The sequence below is a fragment of the Fulverythrobacter fulvus genome (genome assembly GCF_037154085.1).
GTDB lineage: Bacteria > Pseudomonadota > Alphaproteobacteria > Sphingomonadales > Sphingomonadaceae > Andeanibacterium > Andeanibacterium fulvum.
The window spans coordinates 734,255-751,109 of sequence record NZ_JBANRM010000002.1; the positions used below are offsets into that span (position 1 = coordinate 734,255).

The window sequence follows — 16,855 nt, forward strand, 5'->3', positions numbered from 1 at the left end:
CGGTTTTCAAGTTAGCACCGGCGCCAGGGAACTGGAGAGGAAATCACGAAATGGCCGGACAGGCGCAAGCGGAAGGCGCGACTCTCGATGTCGCCGGCTTCCTCGGCGGGCTGAAAATCACCCCCTTCCACAAATGGCTGATCTTCCTGTCCTGCCTCGTCACCTTTTTTGACGGGCTGGACTTCTCGCTGATGACTTTCACCCTGCCTTATGTGCGGGACGAGATGGGCCTCACCACCGGGATGATGGGGCTGGTCAGTTCGGCCGCGTTCGCCGGGCAGATGGTCGGTTCGCTGGCCGGTTCCTATGTGGCAGACGTGATGGGACGCCGTCCCGTAATCCTGCTGTGCACCGTGCTCGGTGCGGTGCTCACCTTCATCACCGGCTATGCCAACAGCCCGGAAATGCTGATCGCGCTGCGCTTCCTGGGTGGCCTCGCCATTGGCGGGTTGCTGGCGCCGGCATGGTCGCTCAATATCGAGGCAATGCCCTTCTCGCTGCGGGCCACTTCGGTGACGATCATCATGCTGGGCTTCAGCCTTGGCGGTGCGGCGGCCGGGCAGATCACCAATCTGATCGCCCCGCATTATGGCTGGGAAGGCGTGTTCTTCTTCTGCGGTGCGGCCACGTTCGTGCTGGCGGTGGTCCTGCAATTCACCTTGCCCGAATCCGCCCGCTGGATGGTGGCGCGGGGCAAGCCGGTGGAAAAGGTGCTGCCGCTGCTGCAGCGCTTCGATCCCTCGCTGGCGGCCCGCAAGATCACATCGCTGATCCTTTCGGACGAGAAGAAAAGCTCCGGCGAGGCGCCGTGGACGAAGTTCTTCGCGCTGTTCAAGGGGCCGCTGCTGTTCATCACCCCGATCATCTGGGCGACCTATTTCTTCTCGTCCTTCGCGATCTACCTCAAGTCCAGCTTCGGTATCCTGTTCCTCGAAAAGCTCGGCATCCCGCTGGCCACAGCAACCAATCTCGGCTCCATCGGCGGCATCATCGGTGCCATCGGCGGCGTGTTCCTGCTGGGCTTCACGGAAAAGCGCGGGCCGATCTGGATCGCCATCGCGCCACTGCTGGGTGTGCCGCTGGCCGTTTTCATCGGTGCCGGCCATATCGACGGCGGTCCGCTGTTCATCCCGATCATTCTGCTCGGCTCGATCACTATCGGCGTGGGCCATGCGGCGGTGATTTCCATCACCAGCATCTATTATCCCAGCGCGATCCGCTCGACCGGCGGCGGCATGGCCAGCTTCATGGCCAAGTTCGCGGCAGTGGCGGCGCCCAATATCGGGGCGGCCTGGTTCCTGGCGGACCGGCAGGCCGTGCTGGACGGCTATCTCTTCACCGGCCTGTGCCTGGCCGGCGTGGTGGTGGGCATCGTGGCGCTGGCCTTCTTCGCCCGGCAATTGCCCGCAGCACATGTCCATACCGATCCCGAGCCTGAACCTGCCTGACCAGATTGACCGGAGTACCCAAATGACCCTTCGCAGCATCGCCGCCAATTCGCCCGGCCGCCGTGCCAACTGGAAGGCGCTGGGCCTCAGCGCCGAAGACATGCTGAAGCCCAAGATCGCGGTGGTGAATTCCTCCTCCGAACTGGCGATCTGCTATGCCCATCTCGATGGTATCGCGGCCATCGTGAAGGAAGAAATCCGCAAGGCTGGGGGCGTGCCGTTCGAGGTGCGCACTGCTGCCCCTTCGGACTTCATCACGGGTGCGGCCAAGGGCGGCAGCTACATTCTTGCCGGGCGCGATATCATCGCTAACGATATCGAAGTGCAGGTGGAAGCCGCCCTGCTGGACGGGATGATCTGCCTGACCAGCTGCGACAAGACCCCGCCTGGCCATTTGATGGCCGCGGCGCGCCTCAACATTCCCACCATCCTGGTCATCGGCGGTTATCAGCAGGCAGGCGAGATCGATGGCGAGCCGGTGGACGTGGAAGATGTGTGGTCCGGCTCCGTGGGCGAACGCTTCGGCGCCAAGCCCAAATTCCCGGTGGCCGACATGGCCGAGAACGCCATTCGCGGCCCCGGCGTCTGCGCCGGGATGGCCACGGCCAATACGATGCATTCCGTGGTCGAGGCCCTGGGCATGAGCCTGCCGGGCAGCGCCCCGGTGCGCGCCAATTCGCCCAAGATGAAGGAAGGCGCCCGCGCGGCTGCCCGCCGCATCGTGGAGATGGTGCACGAAGACCTGCGCCCGCGCACGATCCTGACCGAAGGGGCCTTCCGCAATGCCGTGGCCACCGTGCTGGGCGTTTCGGGCTCCATCAACGCGATCAAGCATCTGCAGGCGACCGCCATCGAGGCGGAGACGGATATCGACGTCTACGCCCTGTGGGAGGAAATGAGCGACGTGCCCGTGCTCTCCGCCGTGCGCCCCACCGGTGCGGTGCGGATCGAGCAGTTCGAGGATGCGGGCGGCGCGCGGGCCGTGCTCAAGCGGCTGGAAGGCCGGATCGACACCTCGGCAATGACCTGCACCGGCAAGACGCTGGCCGAGAATCTGGCAGGCTATGTCATCCCCGGTCCCGACGTGATCCATGCCGTGGACGATCCGGTGGGCGAGGGGCCGGCGATTGCCATCCTGCGCGGCAATTTCGCCGATACCGCCGTGGTCCGCCTCGGCATCCGCGACGGCTCGCGGCCCGAGGAATTCAGCGGCCCTGCCAAGGTGTTCGAGGATTCGCTGGAATGCCTTCAGGCCATCGAGGATGGCAAGGTCGTGGCAGGCGACGTGGTGATCGCGCGCAACCAGGGCCTGAAAGGCGGCCCGGCCATGGGTGGCGGCGCTTCCATGGTGCTGTTCGCGCTTGATGCGGCAGGCCTTGCCAAGACGACTGCCTTCGTGACGGACGGCCAGCTTTCCGGCCTGTGCCTCAAGGGGCTGACCGTGGCCGAAGTCTCGCCCGAGGCGGCCACTGGCGGGCCGATCGGCAAGGTGCGCGATGGCGACATCGTGACCATCAGCGTGGCCAATCGCGGCATCGATGTGGCGCTTTCGCCGGAAGAACTGGCGGCACGCGAAGGGCCGGGCTTCCGCATTCCGGCGACGGGCTATCTCAGCAATTTCCGCGAGGCAGTGCATCCGCTCTCCACGGGCGGGGTGCTGCTGCCGCTCGACGAATAGGGCTCACTCGCCGCAATAGCGCCTGACGATCGCCGCCTCCCGCAGCAGCGCCTCGGCACGCTCGGCCTGTCCCAGAGGGGCAAGCTGGGCGGCTGCCTGTTCGCGATCCTCCAGTTCGGCGGCCAGGATCGCTTCGAGCTTTTCCGGCGAGAGGGCCAGCCGCTCCACTTCGTTCGACAGGCCTGAAACCTGCAGCGGGGCCGATCCGATCTCGGGCGCTTCGGCATTGTCGATCGCGGCCAGCAGCACGCGCAGCACCGTGATCTCCTCGGCCCGCTTGCCCTTCATCGCCTCCTTCAGATCAAGCCGCATCCGCGCCTTCAGCTGGGCTGCATGGTCTTCGGGCATCGCGTGGCTCCACGGAAAAATGACTCGATAGGCTGCCTTATGGCGCTTCACTCGCGGCGAGGCGAGCCGGGCGAAGGTTGACGCAGAACGGCCTGCGAAACCATGTGACCATCCGGCTGTATTATCGCGATTTTACAGGCGGTTGGTGTGATTTGGAAGGGTGCGCCGTGTGACCTTTGAATTTGGCCCATTTGCAGAGTGTTGCAGGCCGCAATCCTCGCGCTGAATGGGTCGAGCGGCGCTCACGGCAAAATATCCGCAAACGTCATCCTGACTTGTTTCAGGATCTATGGCTCCGGATCGAGCGACAAAACGTGAGGCACTATGAATGCTGAAAAAGTTCAGCATGACGATGTCTGACGGGTCATTCTCCGCACGGCCGTCGGTCCACAGCCAGTCGGGGATTCTCACCATGTCAAGGAGCGGCGCAGTCCCTGCCACGGCAGGCTGCCTGTAGGAAAATCATTTCCGCCATGTCGGCACGCTTCACCCGTCGCGTTACGCGCCGGGCTGGATCGTGGTGAGCTTGAAGGGCTGTTCGATATCCAGCTTCACTGCGAACAGGGCCTCCTCGCCGGAGCGGTTGGCCGTGGTGTGAATGATCGCGCGGCAATGCACCTGTGCTGCCTCCAGTCGCCATTCATGCAGCCATTCGCGATAGCGCGTGGCCAGATAGGCCGGGCAATAGCCGATCACTCGCGCGCCGATCGCCACGCTGCAGCCATTGCCCTGATCCAGGATCAGTTCGGCAAGGCAGGCAAAAGGCTGCCCCGCATCGACACTGGCGGGTACGATCTCGCGGATCGTCGCCTGATGGCGGGCCGCCCCGGCCACGCTCACCGCGAACTCGCCCTGTCCATGCAGGAAGATTGCCCGGCAATTACCCGCGAAGGCATTGCGCACTGCCCGGTTGCGGGCGCCAAGCAGGGGCTTGAAAAGTCCGGATAGCATGCGGGCGGCGACCAGAGGCTGTGCGAGGAATCGGGCGACTGTGGCCAGCCTAGCCGGGCGATGTGACAGTTTGGAAGGCGGGCGGGCTGGGCTGTGCAAATCGCAGGTCCGCCCTTCCTTCCGTCATTGCCGCACAAACCTCACTCCGCCGGAACCGCCTCGCTCCCCACTGCCGCCACCGCCGCATCGTCGCTCAGATGCGCGCCCTGTTCGCGCAGGATCTTGCGCACTTCGGCCACGTCCACCTCGCGCGGCTGCACGCCGCGATTGGCTGCCACTGCCGCGCCCACGCCTGCCGCATGGCCGGTCAGCCAGCATTGCGGGATTTCGCGCATGAAGCCGTGGCTGTTCGCATCGCAGCTGATGTGGCGCCCGGCGGCCAGCATCCCGTCCAGCTGACGCGGCACGAGGCTGCCATAGGGCACGGAGACGGTCGGGAATTTCGGGCTGATCGAGGGGCTCACGCCCACCTCGTCCGCCACTGGCGTGCCATTGCCCCAGTTCTGGCGCTCGATCCGGCCGATGCCCGCAAGGCGGCGTGTGTGGCGCACACCCAGTTGGCTGGCGCTCTGCAGCGAATAGGCATTCTCGAAGCCAGGCGCGTGACGGCGGAAGAACTGGCAGTGCCCTTCCATCAGCCGGTGGCTGCGGAATTCCACTTCGGTCATGTCGTCCACGTCCAGCGCCGAAAGGCCGGACTGGCGGGGGCCGAGGAACAAAGCGATGTCCGGCCGCCAGCTGACATAGGGCGTCTGGAAGAAGCCCAGTTCTTCTCGCCCGCGCGCCATCAATTCGCGCAATTGCTCGGGATAGAGGACCTTCCAGTTGATCCAGCGGTCCATGTTGACGCCGCCCAGCACCCAGCCGGTATTCATCGAATGGTGGACATCGCCTTCCTCGATATCGGTATCGAAGGCGGCCCCGGCGCGGGCGAACATGTCGCCATCGCCCGTGGTGTCCACCACCACCTTGGCCATCACGGCCTGGCGCCCGGCCTTCGATTCGAAGATGACGCCCTTGGCCACGCCATCTTCCACCACCGGCCGTGCGGCCCAGGCGTGGAACACGATTCGCACGCCCGCCTGCAGCAGCATTTCCTGATTGTTGAGCTTCATCCGCTCGGGATCGAGCGTGGGCGCCCATTGCACGATGCCGTGGAAAGCCGTGGTGCGCTGGCCCCAGTAACCGGCCTTGATCGGGTCCTGCGAACCCCAGTCCTCGCGCGGCGGGCCGGCCACGGCCTCGGGCGGCATGCGGTCGATGAACTGGCGGGCAAAGCCCTGGATCACATGATTGCCCTGCCAGTCGGTCATGCGGTCGATCCACATGACGAGGCCGCCGGTGGAAAGGCCGCCAAGGCAGTTATAGCGTTCGATCAGCGTCACGTCGGCGCCCGCCTTGGCCGCCGCCCAGGCTGCCGCACAGCCGGCAGGGCCGCCGCCGATCACCGCCACGTCGCAGCGATGATAGATGTCCACCTCGCGGGCATCCTCGCGGATGGTGCCGGTGCCGTTGCGCGGGGGCAGGGTGTGGCTGGTGGATTCGAACACATCCGATCCCAGGAAGCGGTCTTCGCTGTGCCCTTCCACGCGGTGCATCTTCGGCTTGTCGTCGGCCATTTCCCGGATCCTCATCTGTTTGCTAGCCTGCTAATCATATGGCGCGCGCCACGCAAGGCGATCTCATGCACGAAAGCGGATTGCGTGCCTGCCGCCTCTCCGCTAGGGCGCGCCTTCCCATGCCTGCGGAATCTTCCGCAAGTAGGGGATGAGGCCCGATGGCGGAGTGGTGACGCAGCGGACTGCAAATCCGTATACGCCGGTTCGATTCCGGCTCGGGCCTCCACTTTCCACGCCCCGGCTTGCGGCACCACCGCAAGGCCATTAAGGGGCGCGGCAGAGTGCCGCTTTAGCTCAGTTGGTAGAGCACATCATTCGTAATGATGGGGTCACGTGTTCGAGTCACGTAAGCGGCACCACTTTTCCTGCATTTCATTGTTTCCGCGATGATCGAGCGCTGCGGTGCGGCGTGTCGGGTCTCACTTCCGCATTAACCTTTTTAGCGCGTGTGGACCGTATAACCGCGTATCATGCGGCTCGCTACCATCACTAACTGGGCTTACGGGATCACCGTGGGGCTTACGCTTGTTTCCGGCGTTACCATGCTGCTTGCGTCCAACGCTCAGCAGGAAGAGCGTGCGGCCGTGGATTTGCGGCATCAACTGGGCAAGGCGACTGCGCGGCTAAACGTCGATGTCCGGGCGCTTACCGACCATGCGCGCCAGTTCCTCGATACGGGCGATCAGTCCTATCTCATCGCCTATCGGCGCGAGCTGGCGGATCTTGGTACGGTCGAGAAGCGCATTGCCCATATCGAGGATGCCGGGGCCGGGCCGGACGAGCTGGCGGCGCTGAAAGAGGCCGTGCGTTGGGCCGATACCCTGCATGACGAGCAGGCCGCCGCCCTTGCCGCTCACGAAGCGGGCGACGAGGCCGGGGCGCGCAAGATTCTGTTCGGTGCCGAATATGAGCGGGAACTGGACCGGGTCGATACGCTGATCACTCGCTTCCAGGACCTGCTCGACCGCCGGGTTGATGACGAAGTGCGCGAGGCGACCGGCGTGGCGAAGATCTGGCGCGGCCTGTCGGAAGCCGCCATCGCGGTCACCGGCCTGCTGTTCCTGTGCGTGCTGTTCTTCGTGTTCCGCCAGCGCGTGCTGCGCCCGGTGGTGAAGCTGAGCGACGTGGTCAACCGCCTCGCCGCGCAGGATTTCGCGGTCGAGCCGCCGGAGATCGCGCAGATCGACGAGATCGGCGACATGGCGCAGGCCATCCGGATTTTCCGGGAAAACGGCATCGAGCGCCAGCGGCTGGAGAACGAGCGCAATGCCGATCTCGCGATCCGCGATCTGCTCTCGCGCATGACCCAGCGGATGCAGGGCTGCGATACGCTGGACGACCTGAAGGACGTGGTTCAGCGCTTCGTTCCGGAAATCGCCCCGGCGCGCGCCGGGCGGCTCTATCTGGTGGACAAGGAGCGCAACGCCGTGGTTGCGGCCTGCAGCTGGCTCTCGCCTGCCCATTCGCCGCGCGAATTCGTGCCCGCGGCGTGCTGGGCGCTGCGGCGGGGCCTTGCCCACCGTCCTTCGGGAGGGATGGTTGACGTTCCCTGCCAGCATCTGGAATTCGAGACGGGGCACCTTCCCGACACGCTCTGCCTTCCGCTCACGGCCCAGCGCGAGACCTTGGGGCTGCTCTATCTGGAGCCGGCCGCGGGCAATGACGATGCCGATCTCACGCCGGAAATCTATCTCAACATGCTGGCCGAGAATATCGGGCTGGCGCTGGCCAATCTGCAATTGCGCGATGCCCTGCGCGAGATGGCGATGGCCGATACGCTGACCGGCCTTTCCAATCGCCGCCAGTTCGATGCCGTGCTGGAGCAGCAGCTGGATCAGGCCCATCGCGACAGCAAGCCGCTCAGCTGCGTGATGATCGACGTCGATCACTTCAAGAAATTCAACGACACTTTCGGCCACGATGCCGGAGATGCGGTGCTGCGCGAAGTGGGCGCGGTATTGCGCAATGTCACGCGCGAGCCGGAATTCGTGTTCCGCTATGGCGGCGAGGAATTCGCCATGCTGATGCCGGGGCTGGATGCAGAGCAGGCGGCCGAGCGTGCCGAGGAAATCCGCGCCCGGATCGGCGCGATCCAGATCGCCCATGGCGGCCGCGACCTCGGCCGGATCAGCGCCTCGATCGGCGTGGCCTGCGCGCCCGACCAGTGCCGGCTCAGCCGGCTGGTGCTGAGCGCGGATGCGGCGCTGCTGCGCGCCAAGGCCAATGGGCGCGACCGGGTGGAAGTCGCCGAAGGGCCGGCGCCCAATGTTCCCCAGGAGCGACGCTCGGCCAGCAACTGAGGGCCCCCCCTTCGCGGCGAGTATATGTCGCTCATCAGGTGCCGTCGGCCGTTTGCAGAACGGCGCGGGAAATTGACACTGCCCATGCCCATCTGTCTTATGTGAGTAACTCACCTTGCCGAAGCAGGCGCGGTGAGTTGCCGCGCGGTACCTTGCGACAATTCGTGACTGGCCCTTGTGCCGTTGTGGTTTAGGTTGCGGGCGCTGCGGAAGCGGGGGATTTGCAATGCGGGCAAGGGCTAGGGCTTGTTGGGCTTACCGGGCTGTGCCCGCCGCCTTGCTTGCATTGGGCCTTGCCGGATGCGGCACCATGAACGGGGGCGCTGCTGTTCCCGATCACGCCGTCGCGCTGCCCGCAGCATGGTCGGATGAAGGGCGCGCCGCTCCGGCCTATGACGAAGCGGCTTACTGGCAGGCGCTGGGCGATCCGGCGCTGACCGAAATCGTCGAAGCTGCGCTGGCCAATAATCTCGATCTTGCGCAATCCGCCGCCCGGCTCGCCCAGGCACGCGAGGCGCTGGCGCAGGCGCGCGCGGGCTTCCTGCCGCAGTTGAACGCCAGCGGCGGGGCACGGCAGGACATATTGGATGGCGGGGGCGGCGATCCGCTGCTCAATCTGGGCGTGGATGCCAGCTGGGAAGCCGATCTGTTCGGCCGGATCGGCAATTCCGCCAGTGCGGCCCGCTATGATTACGAAGCGGCGGGATATTCGCTCGACGATCTGCGCCGCGCGATCGCGGGGCAGGTGGCAAGCCAGGTGATTTCTGCCCGTGCAACCGCCAGCCAGCTGGCCATCGCGCGCGACACTTTGCGCATTCAGGACGAGAATTTGCAGATTGCCCGCTGGCGCAATCAGGCAGGGCTGGTCTCCAGCCTGGATGTGGAGCAGGCGCGTAGCCAGAGGGCGCAGACAGCGGCCAGCATCCCGCTGTTGGAGAGCAATCTGGCGGCCACTTCCAACGCCATTTCCACTCTCGCCGGGGAAACGCCCGGCCGGGTGCGCGCCCTGCTGGCCTTGCCGCAGGCCATTCCCGCGCCGCCCGAACTGGCCAAGCTGGATGCCCCGGCGGACCTTCTGCGCCGCCGCCCGGATATTCGTGGGGCAGAGGCGAGCCTCTATGCCGCCAGTGCACGGATCGGCGTTGCCCGTGCCCAGCTTTACCCCGCGCTGCGGCTGGCCGGTACGATCGGGACGAACGATGCCGGGGCGCTCAACCTGTTCGACATGGTGACCGGCTCGATCTCCGCCACGATCAGCCAGCTGCTGTTCGATGGCGGGCGCACGCGTTCGCAGATTCGTTCGGCAGAGGCCGCGGCGGAAGGTTCGCTTGCCGGGTGGCGCAAGTCGATCCTCACCGCGCTGGAGGAAGTGGAGAGCGCCATTGCCGCGCGCCGCGCCGCCGATGCGCGGCTGGCGGAACTGGCCGAGGCGCTGGATGCCGCGAACAATGCCGCGATCCTTGCCCGCAGCCAGTATCAGGCCGGGCTGACCGATTTCCAGACGCTGCTTTCCTCCGAAAGCCAGCTGCTTACCGCGCGCAATTCGGTGGCTTCCGCCGAGGCCGACCGCGCCACTGCCTTCGTGCGCCTTACCCAGGCGCTGGGCGGTGGCTGGAACGAGAGCGCGCCTGCCTTTTCCGATGATGGGAACACGCCATGAGTGACGGCCAGACCTCGATCGACGAATTCCTCGGCACGTCGGACCGCCCGCGCTGGAAGCGCTGGGCCCTGTTCTGGGTTCCCGCCGTGGTGCTGGTGGGCGGGCTGCTCGTCGCCGCGCTGCTACTGGGCCGCAATGCCGGGCCGGGCTATGTCACGGAAGAGATCGTCCGGCGCTCGCTGGATGTGGAGGTAACCGCCACGGGCAATCTGCGGCCGACCAATCAGGTGGATGTCGGTTCGGAAGTCTCGGGCAAGATCGACGAGATCTATGTCGACGTGAACGACCGGGTCACGCGCGGGCAGGTGCTGGCGCGGATCAATACGGATGTGATCGACGATCAGATCAAGCAGGCCCGCGCCAGCCTCGCCTCGGCCCGCGCATCGGTGGCGCAGGCGCAGGCGACGCTCAGTCTCGATCAGGCGCAGCTTTCGCGGTTGCAGGAAGTGGCGCGGCTTTCGGGCGGCAAGGTCCCGTCCAGGAGCGAGCTGGACATCGCCCAGGCCAATGTCGCGCGCGATCGCGCCTCGCTCGCTTCTGCGCAGGCCAATGTCACTTCCGCTCAGGCCCAGCTTTCGACGGCGGAGACCAATCGCCGCCGGGCGATCATCGTCTCGCCCGTGTCCGGCGTGGTGCTGGCGCGGCAGGTGGAACCGGGGCAGACCGTGGCGGCGAGCTTCAGCACGCCCACCCTGTTCATCCTGGCCGAAGACCTGTCGCAGATGCAGCTGCGCGTCTCGATCGACGAGGCCGACGTCGGGCAGGTGAAGGCCGGGCAGAAGGCGAACTTCACCGTGGATGCCTATCCCGGCCGCCGCTTCCCCGCCACGGTGGAGCGGATCAATCTCGGTTCCAACAACACGGTCAGCGCATCGCAGACCACCACGACCACACAGAACGCGGTGGTGATCTATGAAGCGCGCCTCTCGGTCGCCAATCCGCAAGGGCTGCTGCGTCCGGGCATGACGGCCACGGCCAATATCGCCACTGACAGCACCGGCGTGCAATTGCTCGTTCCCAACGGCGCGCTGCGCTTCAAGCCCGATGCGCAGAAGCTGGCCGGCGGCGGGGCGCTCAATCCGCAGATCGGGCTGGAGCAGGAAGAGCAGAAGGCCACCATCGGGGTGGGTAGCCGCCAGCAGGTCTATGTGCTGGGCGATGACGGCAAGCTCAAGGCGATCCAGGTCACTACCGGCCAGAGCGACGGCAAGCTTACCGTGGTCCAGTCCTCGGAACTCAAGCCGGGCATGAAGGTGGTGACGGGGGTCAAGGCGGACCAGAAGTGACGCAGACGGCACCCGCAAATCCGCTGATCGAGCTGAAGGGGATAACCAAGACCTTCGGCCAGGGTGCGGCCGCGTTCCAGGCCCTGAAGGGCGTGGACCTTACTATCGATCACGGGGATTTCGTGGCGGTGATGGGCCCGTCCGGCTCGGGCAAGTCCACTACGATGAATATCCTTGGCTGCCTCGATACGCCCACCACCGGAATATTCCGCTTTCTCGGCGTGGAAGTGCAGGCGCTCAATCGCGACCAGCGCTCTTTGCTGCGGCGGCGCTATCTCGGCTTCGTGTTCCAGGGCTTCAACCTGCTCGCCCGCACCTCCGCGCTGGAGAATGTCGAACTGCCGCTGCTCTATCGCGGCCTCGGCAAGGCGGCGCGCAAGGAGGCGGCGATGCGGGCGCTCGATCAGGTGGGGCTTGGGCCCTGGGCGGATCACACGCCGGCCGAACTGTCCGGCGGGCAGCAGCAGCGCGTCGCCATCGCCCGTGCGCTGGTGAGCGATCCGGAAGTGCTGCTGGCCGACGAGCCGACCGGCAATCTCGATACCGAACGCTCGATCGAGATCATGGAATTGCTGTCCGATCTCAACCGCAAGGGCATCACGATCCTGATGGTGACGCATGAGGCGGAAATGGCCGCCTATGCCAAGACCATCGTCCATTTCCGCGACGGGTTGGTGGAGCGGGTCGAGAAGGGCCATCGACATAGGGCCCATACCAGCGGGGCCCATACCACCGGGGCCCATACCACCGGGCCACAGGCCGGAACCCCGGCCGGGGGGGCGCACTGATGCTGGGCACCACGCTGATGCTCGCCCTGGGGGAAATCCGCCGCCACCTGCTGCGCAGCTTCCTCACCACCCTGGGCATCATCATCGGTGTCTCCGCCGTGATCACCATGGTGACGCTGGGCAATGGCGTCACCGTTTCGATCAAGGAACAGATCAGCGCGCTGGGCTCCAACGTGTTCATCGTCTTCCCGCAGGAAACCGATCGCGGCCAGCCGCGCCCCTTCAAGGACGATGACGTCACCGCCGTGCGCGAACAGATCGCCGGGGTGAAGGCCGTGGCGGGCGAAGTGAACCGCGACGTCAATGCGATCCATAACGGGCAGGACTGGTCCTCGCGCGTGGAAGGCGTGTCCAACGCCTTCATGGATGCGCGCGGCATCGGCATGGATGAGGGGCGCCGCTTCACTCCCGCGGAGGAAGCCGCCGGGGCCAATGTCTGCATCATCGGGCCCAAGGTCTATGAAGAGATCTTCGTGGCCGGCGTGAGCCCCATCGGGGAACGGATGCGGCTGGACGATGTCTCCTGCACGGTCATCGGCATGTTCAAGTCGCGCGCGCAGGGTGCCCAGAACCAGGACGACGACAATTCGGTGTTCATGCCGATCAAGAACGTCCAGCGCCGCTTCCTGGGCAATGACAATGTCTTCTACATGGTCATCAGCTATGACCCTGCCTACGACAGCGCCGCGATGCAAAGCTCGCTGGTGGACCTGCTGCGCGAGCGGCGCCTGCTGCAGGAAGGGCAGGTCAACGATTTCAACATCCTCGATACGGCGCAGGTGAACGATGCCGTTTCTACCGCCGTGGGGCTGCTGACGGCCATGGTCTCGGCCATCGCCGCGATCAGCCTGGTGGTAGGCGGGGTGGGGATCATGAACATCATGCTCGTCTCGGTGACGGAGCGTACGCGAGAGATCGGTATCCGCCTCGCCATCGGCGCGCTGGCCAGCGAAGTGCGGCTGCAATTCCTCACCGAGGCGGTGGTGCTGTGTTGCTTCGGCGGGGTGATGGGGATCGTGCTGGGCTTCCTGTTCTCCTTCGGCCTCGCCCGCGCGGTGGACATTCCCTTCGTCTTTTCGCCCACGATCAATGTGCTGAGCTTCCTGATCTCGGCGCTGATCGGGGTGATCTTCGGCTATTTCCCCGCCCGCCGCGCGGCGGCGCTCGACCCGATCGAGGCGCTGCGGCACGAGTAGGGGTGGCCATCGCCGGGCCGTCTAGATCGTCATTGCGAGCGGCGAAGCCGCGCGGCAATCCAGTGCCCACGCATTGCGCCCTGGATTGCCGCGGGACCTTCGGTCCCTCGCAATGACGAAGCTGTCGAATACGAGCGCTTCAGTGCAAAATGACGCGGCAGCTCAACGCTGGCCGGTTCCTGCCCAGCCCAAAAAGAAACCCCCGCAAGCCGGGTGGCTTGCGGGGGTTCTTGCGTTCGTAAGGAACGATTGCCTTGCGGCGATCAGTTCCCGCCGGCGCGCTTCGCAGCAGCGGCCACGGCTTCCGTGGTCGGGTTGCCGAGCGAGAGCGAGCGACCATCGGGGAAGCTGATTTCCGCGGCGCTGGCGCGGGTGTCCCCGTCGCGAGCGCGGAAGGCGTTCACGATGATCTTGGTGCCGGCCGGCAGCGAGTTACGGTTCCAGCCGCGACGCAGCAGGGCGCTGGGCGCACCGCCTTCAACACGCCAGGTCTGACCGTTGGCCATCTTGATGTGAATCCAGGAGTGGGGGTTCACCCACTCGAACTTCACGACGGTGCCTTCGATCTTGATGGGCTTGTTGCGATCGAATTCGGCCGCGAACGAGTGGTGGGCATATGCCGTGCCCGCCGCGCCGCTCACCGCCAGAACGGCGCCGATCATCGCCGCTCGCAGGGTCTTCATACGCATTGTGTGGTCACTCCTTTGAAATTTCAACGTGTGGGGGAGTTATTTGTTCCCCTCATTCTCCCGACTTCTTGGACTCCAGGAGATCGCCGTAGAGCAACATCTCGGAGAAAGGCACGCACTTGTATTCAAGCAGCTGGGCGTTGTCTTCGACGCGGCGGTAAAGCGGCATCTTGATCGTCCAGGGCTTGGTGTAGACCGACGGATCGTCGATCGTGGCGGTGTATTCGATGTGATCCTTGTCGATCATCTTGAAGGTTTCGGTCACCGCGGCGGTGTTGGTCAGGTAGTTGCCCGTGCGGTCCAGCCAGGTCACGCCCGGCTCGAGCGCGCCGCCCGGCAGCTTCACGTCGCCCGGGCTCTGGCCCAGGGTCACGACCTTCAGCGTATCGCCTTCCCACTTGCCGTAGGAAGTGCCCATCCAGGTGTCGATCGGCGGAACTTCCACGTCCTTCATGTGGACGACGCGATTGGCCGACGCATATTCGTAGACCATCAGGAGATCGTCCTTCTCACCCTGCACGATCTGGAACGGCAGGTTGATATAGGTCGCGCGCGGAATGCCCGGCAGATAGCACATGGCTTCGGGATCGTGGCCCGGCGCATTCGCCTTGTTGGCGTTGCGCAGCGCGAGCGCTTCCTGCTTGTACGGGATCGAGCCGCCCTCGACCACGCCCAGGCCGGCCGGAGTGGCCACCAGCGCGCCCATGGTGCGCTCGGCAGTGGTGTTGGTCGAAGCCGAATGCGGTTCCAGGTCGTAATTGGCGGTGTTCAGCACCTGCCACACGCCGTTGAGGTTCGGATGCCCGCCAAGCTTCGCGGGCTCTTCAGCCATCGCAGCGGTGCTAGCCCCCGCAAGCAGCAACGCGCCCAGCACGAATTTCTTCACGAACTTGTCCTTTCCCAGCATAAACTCTCCTTTAGGTCCCTGTTCCGGGCAGCGCGAAGGACACGATCGCCCCCCCTGCATTGATGGCAACATATTGTTTGCCGTTGCTGCCCCTATAACTCATCGGATTGGCATTGGCGTTGTTAGACAGCAATGCCTCCCACAATTCCTTGCCAGTTGCGGCATCAAAGGCACGGAAACGCTTGTCGTTGGTGGCGCCGACGAACACCAGTCCGCCTGCGGTTACCGTCGGACCTGCGCTCCCGGCATTGCCAACAACCTGCTTGCCCGCAGGAAGTTCCTCATAAAGTCCGAGAGGAACCGCCCATTTGATTTCGCCGGTATTCGCATCGACCGCAGTCAGGCGCGCCCATGGCGGCTTGTAGCACGGCGCGCTGGTGCCTTCGGGGCGTCCCTGCGCATCGTATTTGCCGCTCAGCGGAGCCTGGAAGCTGAAGAACGGGCCCTTTCCGTCCACGCTCGCCCGGTCGTATTCCGGCGATTCGGTGGCGTCGAAGCTGTAAGGCTTGGAATCTGCAGGCACCTTCTCAACCCAGCCAACCAGCGAGGTGTCGAGCGCGTTCATGTAGACGATGCCCGTCTTCGGGTCGGCCGCCGGGCCGCCCCAGTTCACGCCGCCGATGCCGCCGGGGAACTGGATGGTGGAGCGCACCGGATCGCCTTCGCCGCGATAGGAGAAGGGCGTGTAGGGCCCCAGATTCACGAAGCCGCCGGCCTTCTGCCACATCGCCATACAGGCGGCCGCATGTTCCGGGTTGGTATCCTTGGCAGTGACGATATCGTCGTAGCTCATCGCCACACGGCTAAGCGGAGGCGTCTTAACCGGGAATGGCTGAGTGGGGCTGTAATATTCGCCCGGAACGTCGCCGGCCGGAACCGGGCGTTCTTCCACTGGCAGGGCGGGCTTGCCGTCATTCGCGCCGAGCACGAAGAAGAGGCTGTTCTTGTTGATGTTGGCCAGGATCTTCTGGCGCTTGCCGTCGATCGTCACGTCGATCAGCGGGCCGGCGGTGGGCATGTCGATATCCCACAGATCGTGGTGGACCGACTGGAAGTGCCACTTGTACTTGCCGGTCTTCGCATCGACCGCGACAACCGAATTGCCGAACAGGTTCGAGCCCGGACGGTCGCCGCCATAATAATTGTGAGCCGGGCCGCCGATCGGGAGATAGACGGTATCCGTATCCACATCCGCCGTCGCGGCGAAGCCCCACATATTGGTGCCGCCGCGGCCTTCCCAGCCGTCGCCCCAGGTTTCGTTGAAGGGCTCGCCCTTCTTGGGAACGGTCTGGAACTCCCACAGCTTCTTGCCGGTCTTCACGTCGAAAGCGCGCGGATTGCCCGGGGCACCGCGCGGATTTTCGAGCGAGGCGGCGCCGATCACGGCCACGTCGCCCACGATGGTGGGCGTGCCGCCATAGGATACGCCGACATCGACATAGCCCTTGGCGCCGAAAGAACTCACCGGCTTGCCGGTCTTCGCGTCGAGCGCGGTCAGCTTGTTGCCCAGCATCACCAGGATGCGCGGCTTAATCTTGCCGCTGCCGGCCCAGTAGCCCAGACCGCGACCGGAAAATCCGCCGCCGAATCCGCCCTGGCCTTCCGGCTTGGGTTCCTCATGGACCCAGATTTCCTTGCCGGTGGCGGCGTCGAGCGCGGCAACCTTGAAACCGGCCGGGACATACATCACGCCGTCCACCACAAGCGGCACGGCGTTGCTGAAGGTACGCAGCGGATAGGTCCATGCCTGCTGGAGCTGTGTGACGTTGGACTTGTTGATCTCGTCCAGCGGCGAATAGCGAGTCGCGGCAAGATCGCGGTTAATGGTACGCCAGTCGCCATCCGGAATTGTCACTTCCGCCGATGCCGCAGCGCACAAACCGATAGCAGATATCGTCGCGAGAAGCGCGGTGCCTGCAAGACGCATTAAATTCTCTCCCAACGGGTATGATTCGGGGCGCCCGAAAGACGCCCCCTTCGCCTTC

The 16,855-nt window shown here is 65.0% G+C and carries 13 protein-coding genes and 2 tRNA genes; 9 read left to right on the top strand and 6 right to left on the bottom strand.

The genetic code is table 11. From position 1 onward, the window contains the following. Positions 1 to 50 precede the first annotated feature (50 nt). Positions 51 to 1,448, top strand: coding sequence for an MFS transporter (locus WFP36_RS09455; RefSeq protein WP_336979957.1), 1,398 nt, complete (start codon positions 51 to 53; stop codon positions 1,446 to 1,448). A 22-nt stretch (positions 1,449 to 1,470) separates the two neighbouring features. Next, on the top strand, positions 1,471 to 3,126 hold the full coding sequence (locus WFP36_RS09460) for a dihydroxy-acid dehydratase (RefSeq protein WP_336979959.1): 1,656 nt from the start codon (positions 1,471 to 1,473) through the stop codon (positions 3,124 to 3,126). Positions 3,127 to 3,129: 3 nt separating this feature from the next. Here WFP36_RS09460 and WFP36_RS09465 read toward each other — a convergent pair whose 3' ends face one another. From WFP36_RS09465 to WFP36_RS09475, 3 genes are all read right to left on the bottom strand, one after another. Then, the gene (locus WFP36_RS09465; protein WP_336979961.1) at positions 3,130 to 3,474 is read right to left on the bottom strand and encodes a GatB/YqeY domain-containing protein; all 345 of its coding nucleotides are present in this window, start codon (positions 3,472 to 3,474) and stop codon (positions 3,130 to 3,132) included. A gap of 498 nt (positions 3,475 to 3,972) precedes the next feature. After that, positions 3,973 to 4,425, bottom strand: coding sequence for a hypothetical protein (locus WFP36_RS09470; RefSeq protein ID WP_336979962.1), 453 nt, complete (start codon positions 4,423 to 4,425; stop codon positions 3,973 to 3,975). A gap of 140 nt (positions 4,426 to 4,565) precedes the next feature. After that, positions 4,566 to 6,044, bottom strand: coding sequence for an FAD-dependent oxidoreductase (locus tag WFP36_RS09475; protein WP_336979963.1), 1,479 nt, complete (start codon positions 6,042 to 6,044; stop codon positions 4,566 to 4,568). Positions 6,045 to 6,196: 152 nt separating this feature from the next. On the opposite strand from WFP36_RS09475, the gene WFP36_RS09480 reads away from it, so the two are divergent. The 7 genes from WFP36_RS09480 (at position 6,197) to WFP36_RS09510 (ending at position 13,274) form a co-directional block, all read left to right on the top strand. Continuing rightward, positions 6,197 to 6,270, top strand: a tRNA-Cys gene (locus WFP36_RS09480). Between the two features lie 57 nt (positions 6,271 to 6,327). Next, positions 6,328 to 6,403 (top strand) — tRNA-Thr (locus tag WFP36_RS09485). Positions 6,404 to 6,514: 111 nt separating this feature from the next. Further along, entirely contained in the window at positions 6,515 to 8,344 is a 1,830-nt protein-coding gene (locus WFP36_RS09490; protein ID WP_336979965.1) for a diguanylate cyclase, read from the top strand. Positions 8,345 to 8,570: 226 nt separating this feature from the next. Continuing rightward, a complete protein-coding gene (locus tag WFP36_RS09495; RefSeq protein WP_336979966.1) occupies positions 8,571 to 10,004 on the top strand; it encodes an efflux transporter outer membrane subunit in 1,434 nt (477 codons plus the stop codon). Continuing rightward, on the top strand, positions 10,001 to 11,290 hold the full coding sequence (locus WFP36_RS09500; protein ID WP_336979967.1) for an efflux RND transporter periplasmic adaptor subunit: 1,290 nt from the start codon (positions 10,001 to 10,003) through the stop codon (positions 11,288 to 11,290). Before WFP36_RS09495 ends, WFP36_RS09500 begins: the two co-directional genes overlap by 4 nt. Next, entirely contained in the window at positions 11,287 to 12,078 is a 792-nt protein-coding gene (locus WFP36_RS09505) for an ABC transporter ATP-binding protein (protein WP_336979969.1), read from the top strand. The genes WFP36_RS09500 and WFP36_RS09505 overlap by 4 nt, the downstream gene beginning before the upstream one ends. Continuing rightward, the gene (locus tag WFP36_RS09510; protein ID WP_336979971.1) at positions 12,078 to 13,274 is read left to right on the top strand and encodes an ABC transporter permease; all 1,197 of its coding nucleotides are present in this window, start codon (positions 12,078 to 12,080) and stop codon (positions 13,272 to 13,274) included. Before WFP36_RS09505 ends, WFP36_RS09510 begins: the two co-directional genes overlap by 1 nt. Positions 13,275 to 13,537: 263 nt before the next feature. Here the strand turns inward: WFP36_RS09510 and WFP36_RS09515 are convergent, their stop codons facing one another. Genes WFP36_RS09515 through WFP36_RS09525 form a run of 3 tightly spaced genes read right to left on the bottom strand, consistent with a single transcriptional unit; the run spans position 13,538 to position 16,725 of the window. After that, positions 13,538 to 13,963, bottom strand: coding sequence for a DUF6152 family protein (locus WFP36_RS09515; protein ID WP_336979972.1), 426 nt, complete (start codon positions 13,961 to 13,963; stop codon positions 13,538 to 13,540). A 52-nt stretch (positions 13,964 to 14,015) separates the two neighbouring features. Next, positions 14,016 to 14,870: a hypothetical protein gene (locus WFP36_RS09520; RefSeq protein WP_336979974.1), complete on the bottom strand. Its 855-nt coding sequence runs from the start codon at positions 14,868 to 14,870 to the stop codon at positions 14,016 to 14,018. A gap of 10 nt (positions 14,871 to 14,880) precedes the next feature. Then, positions 14,881 to 16,725, bottom strand: coding sequence for an outer membrane protein assembly factor BamB family protein (locus tag WFP36_RS09525; protein ID WP_336979975.1), 1,845 nt, complete (start codon positions 16,723 to 16,725; stop codon positions 14,881 to 14,883). Positions 16,726 to 16,855 lie beyond the last annotated feature (130 nt).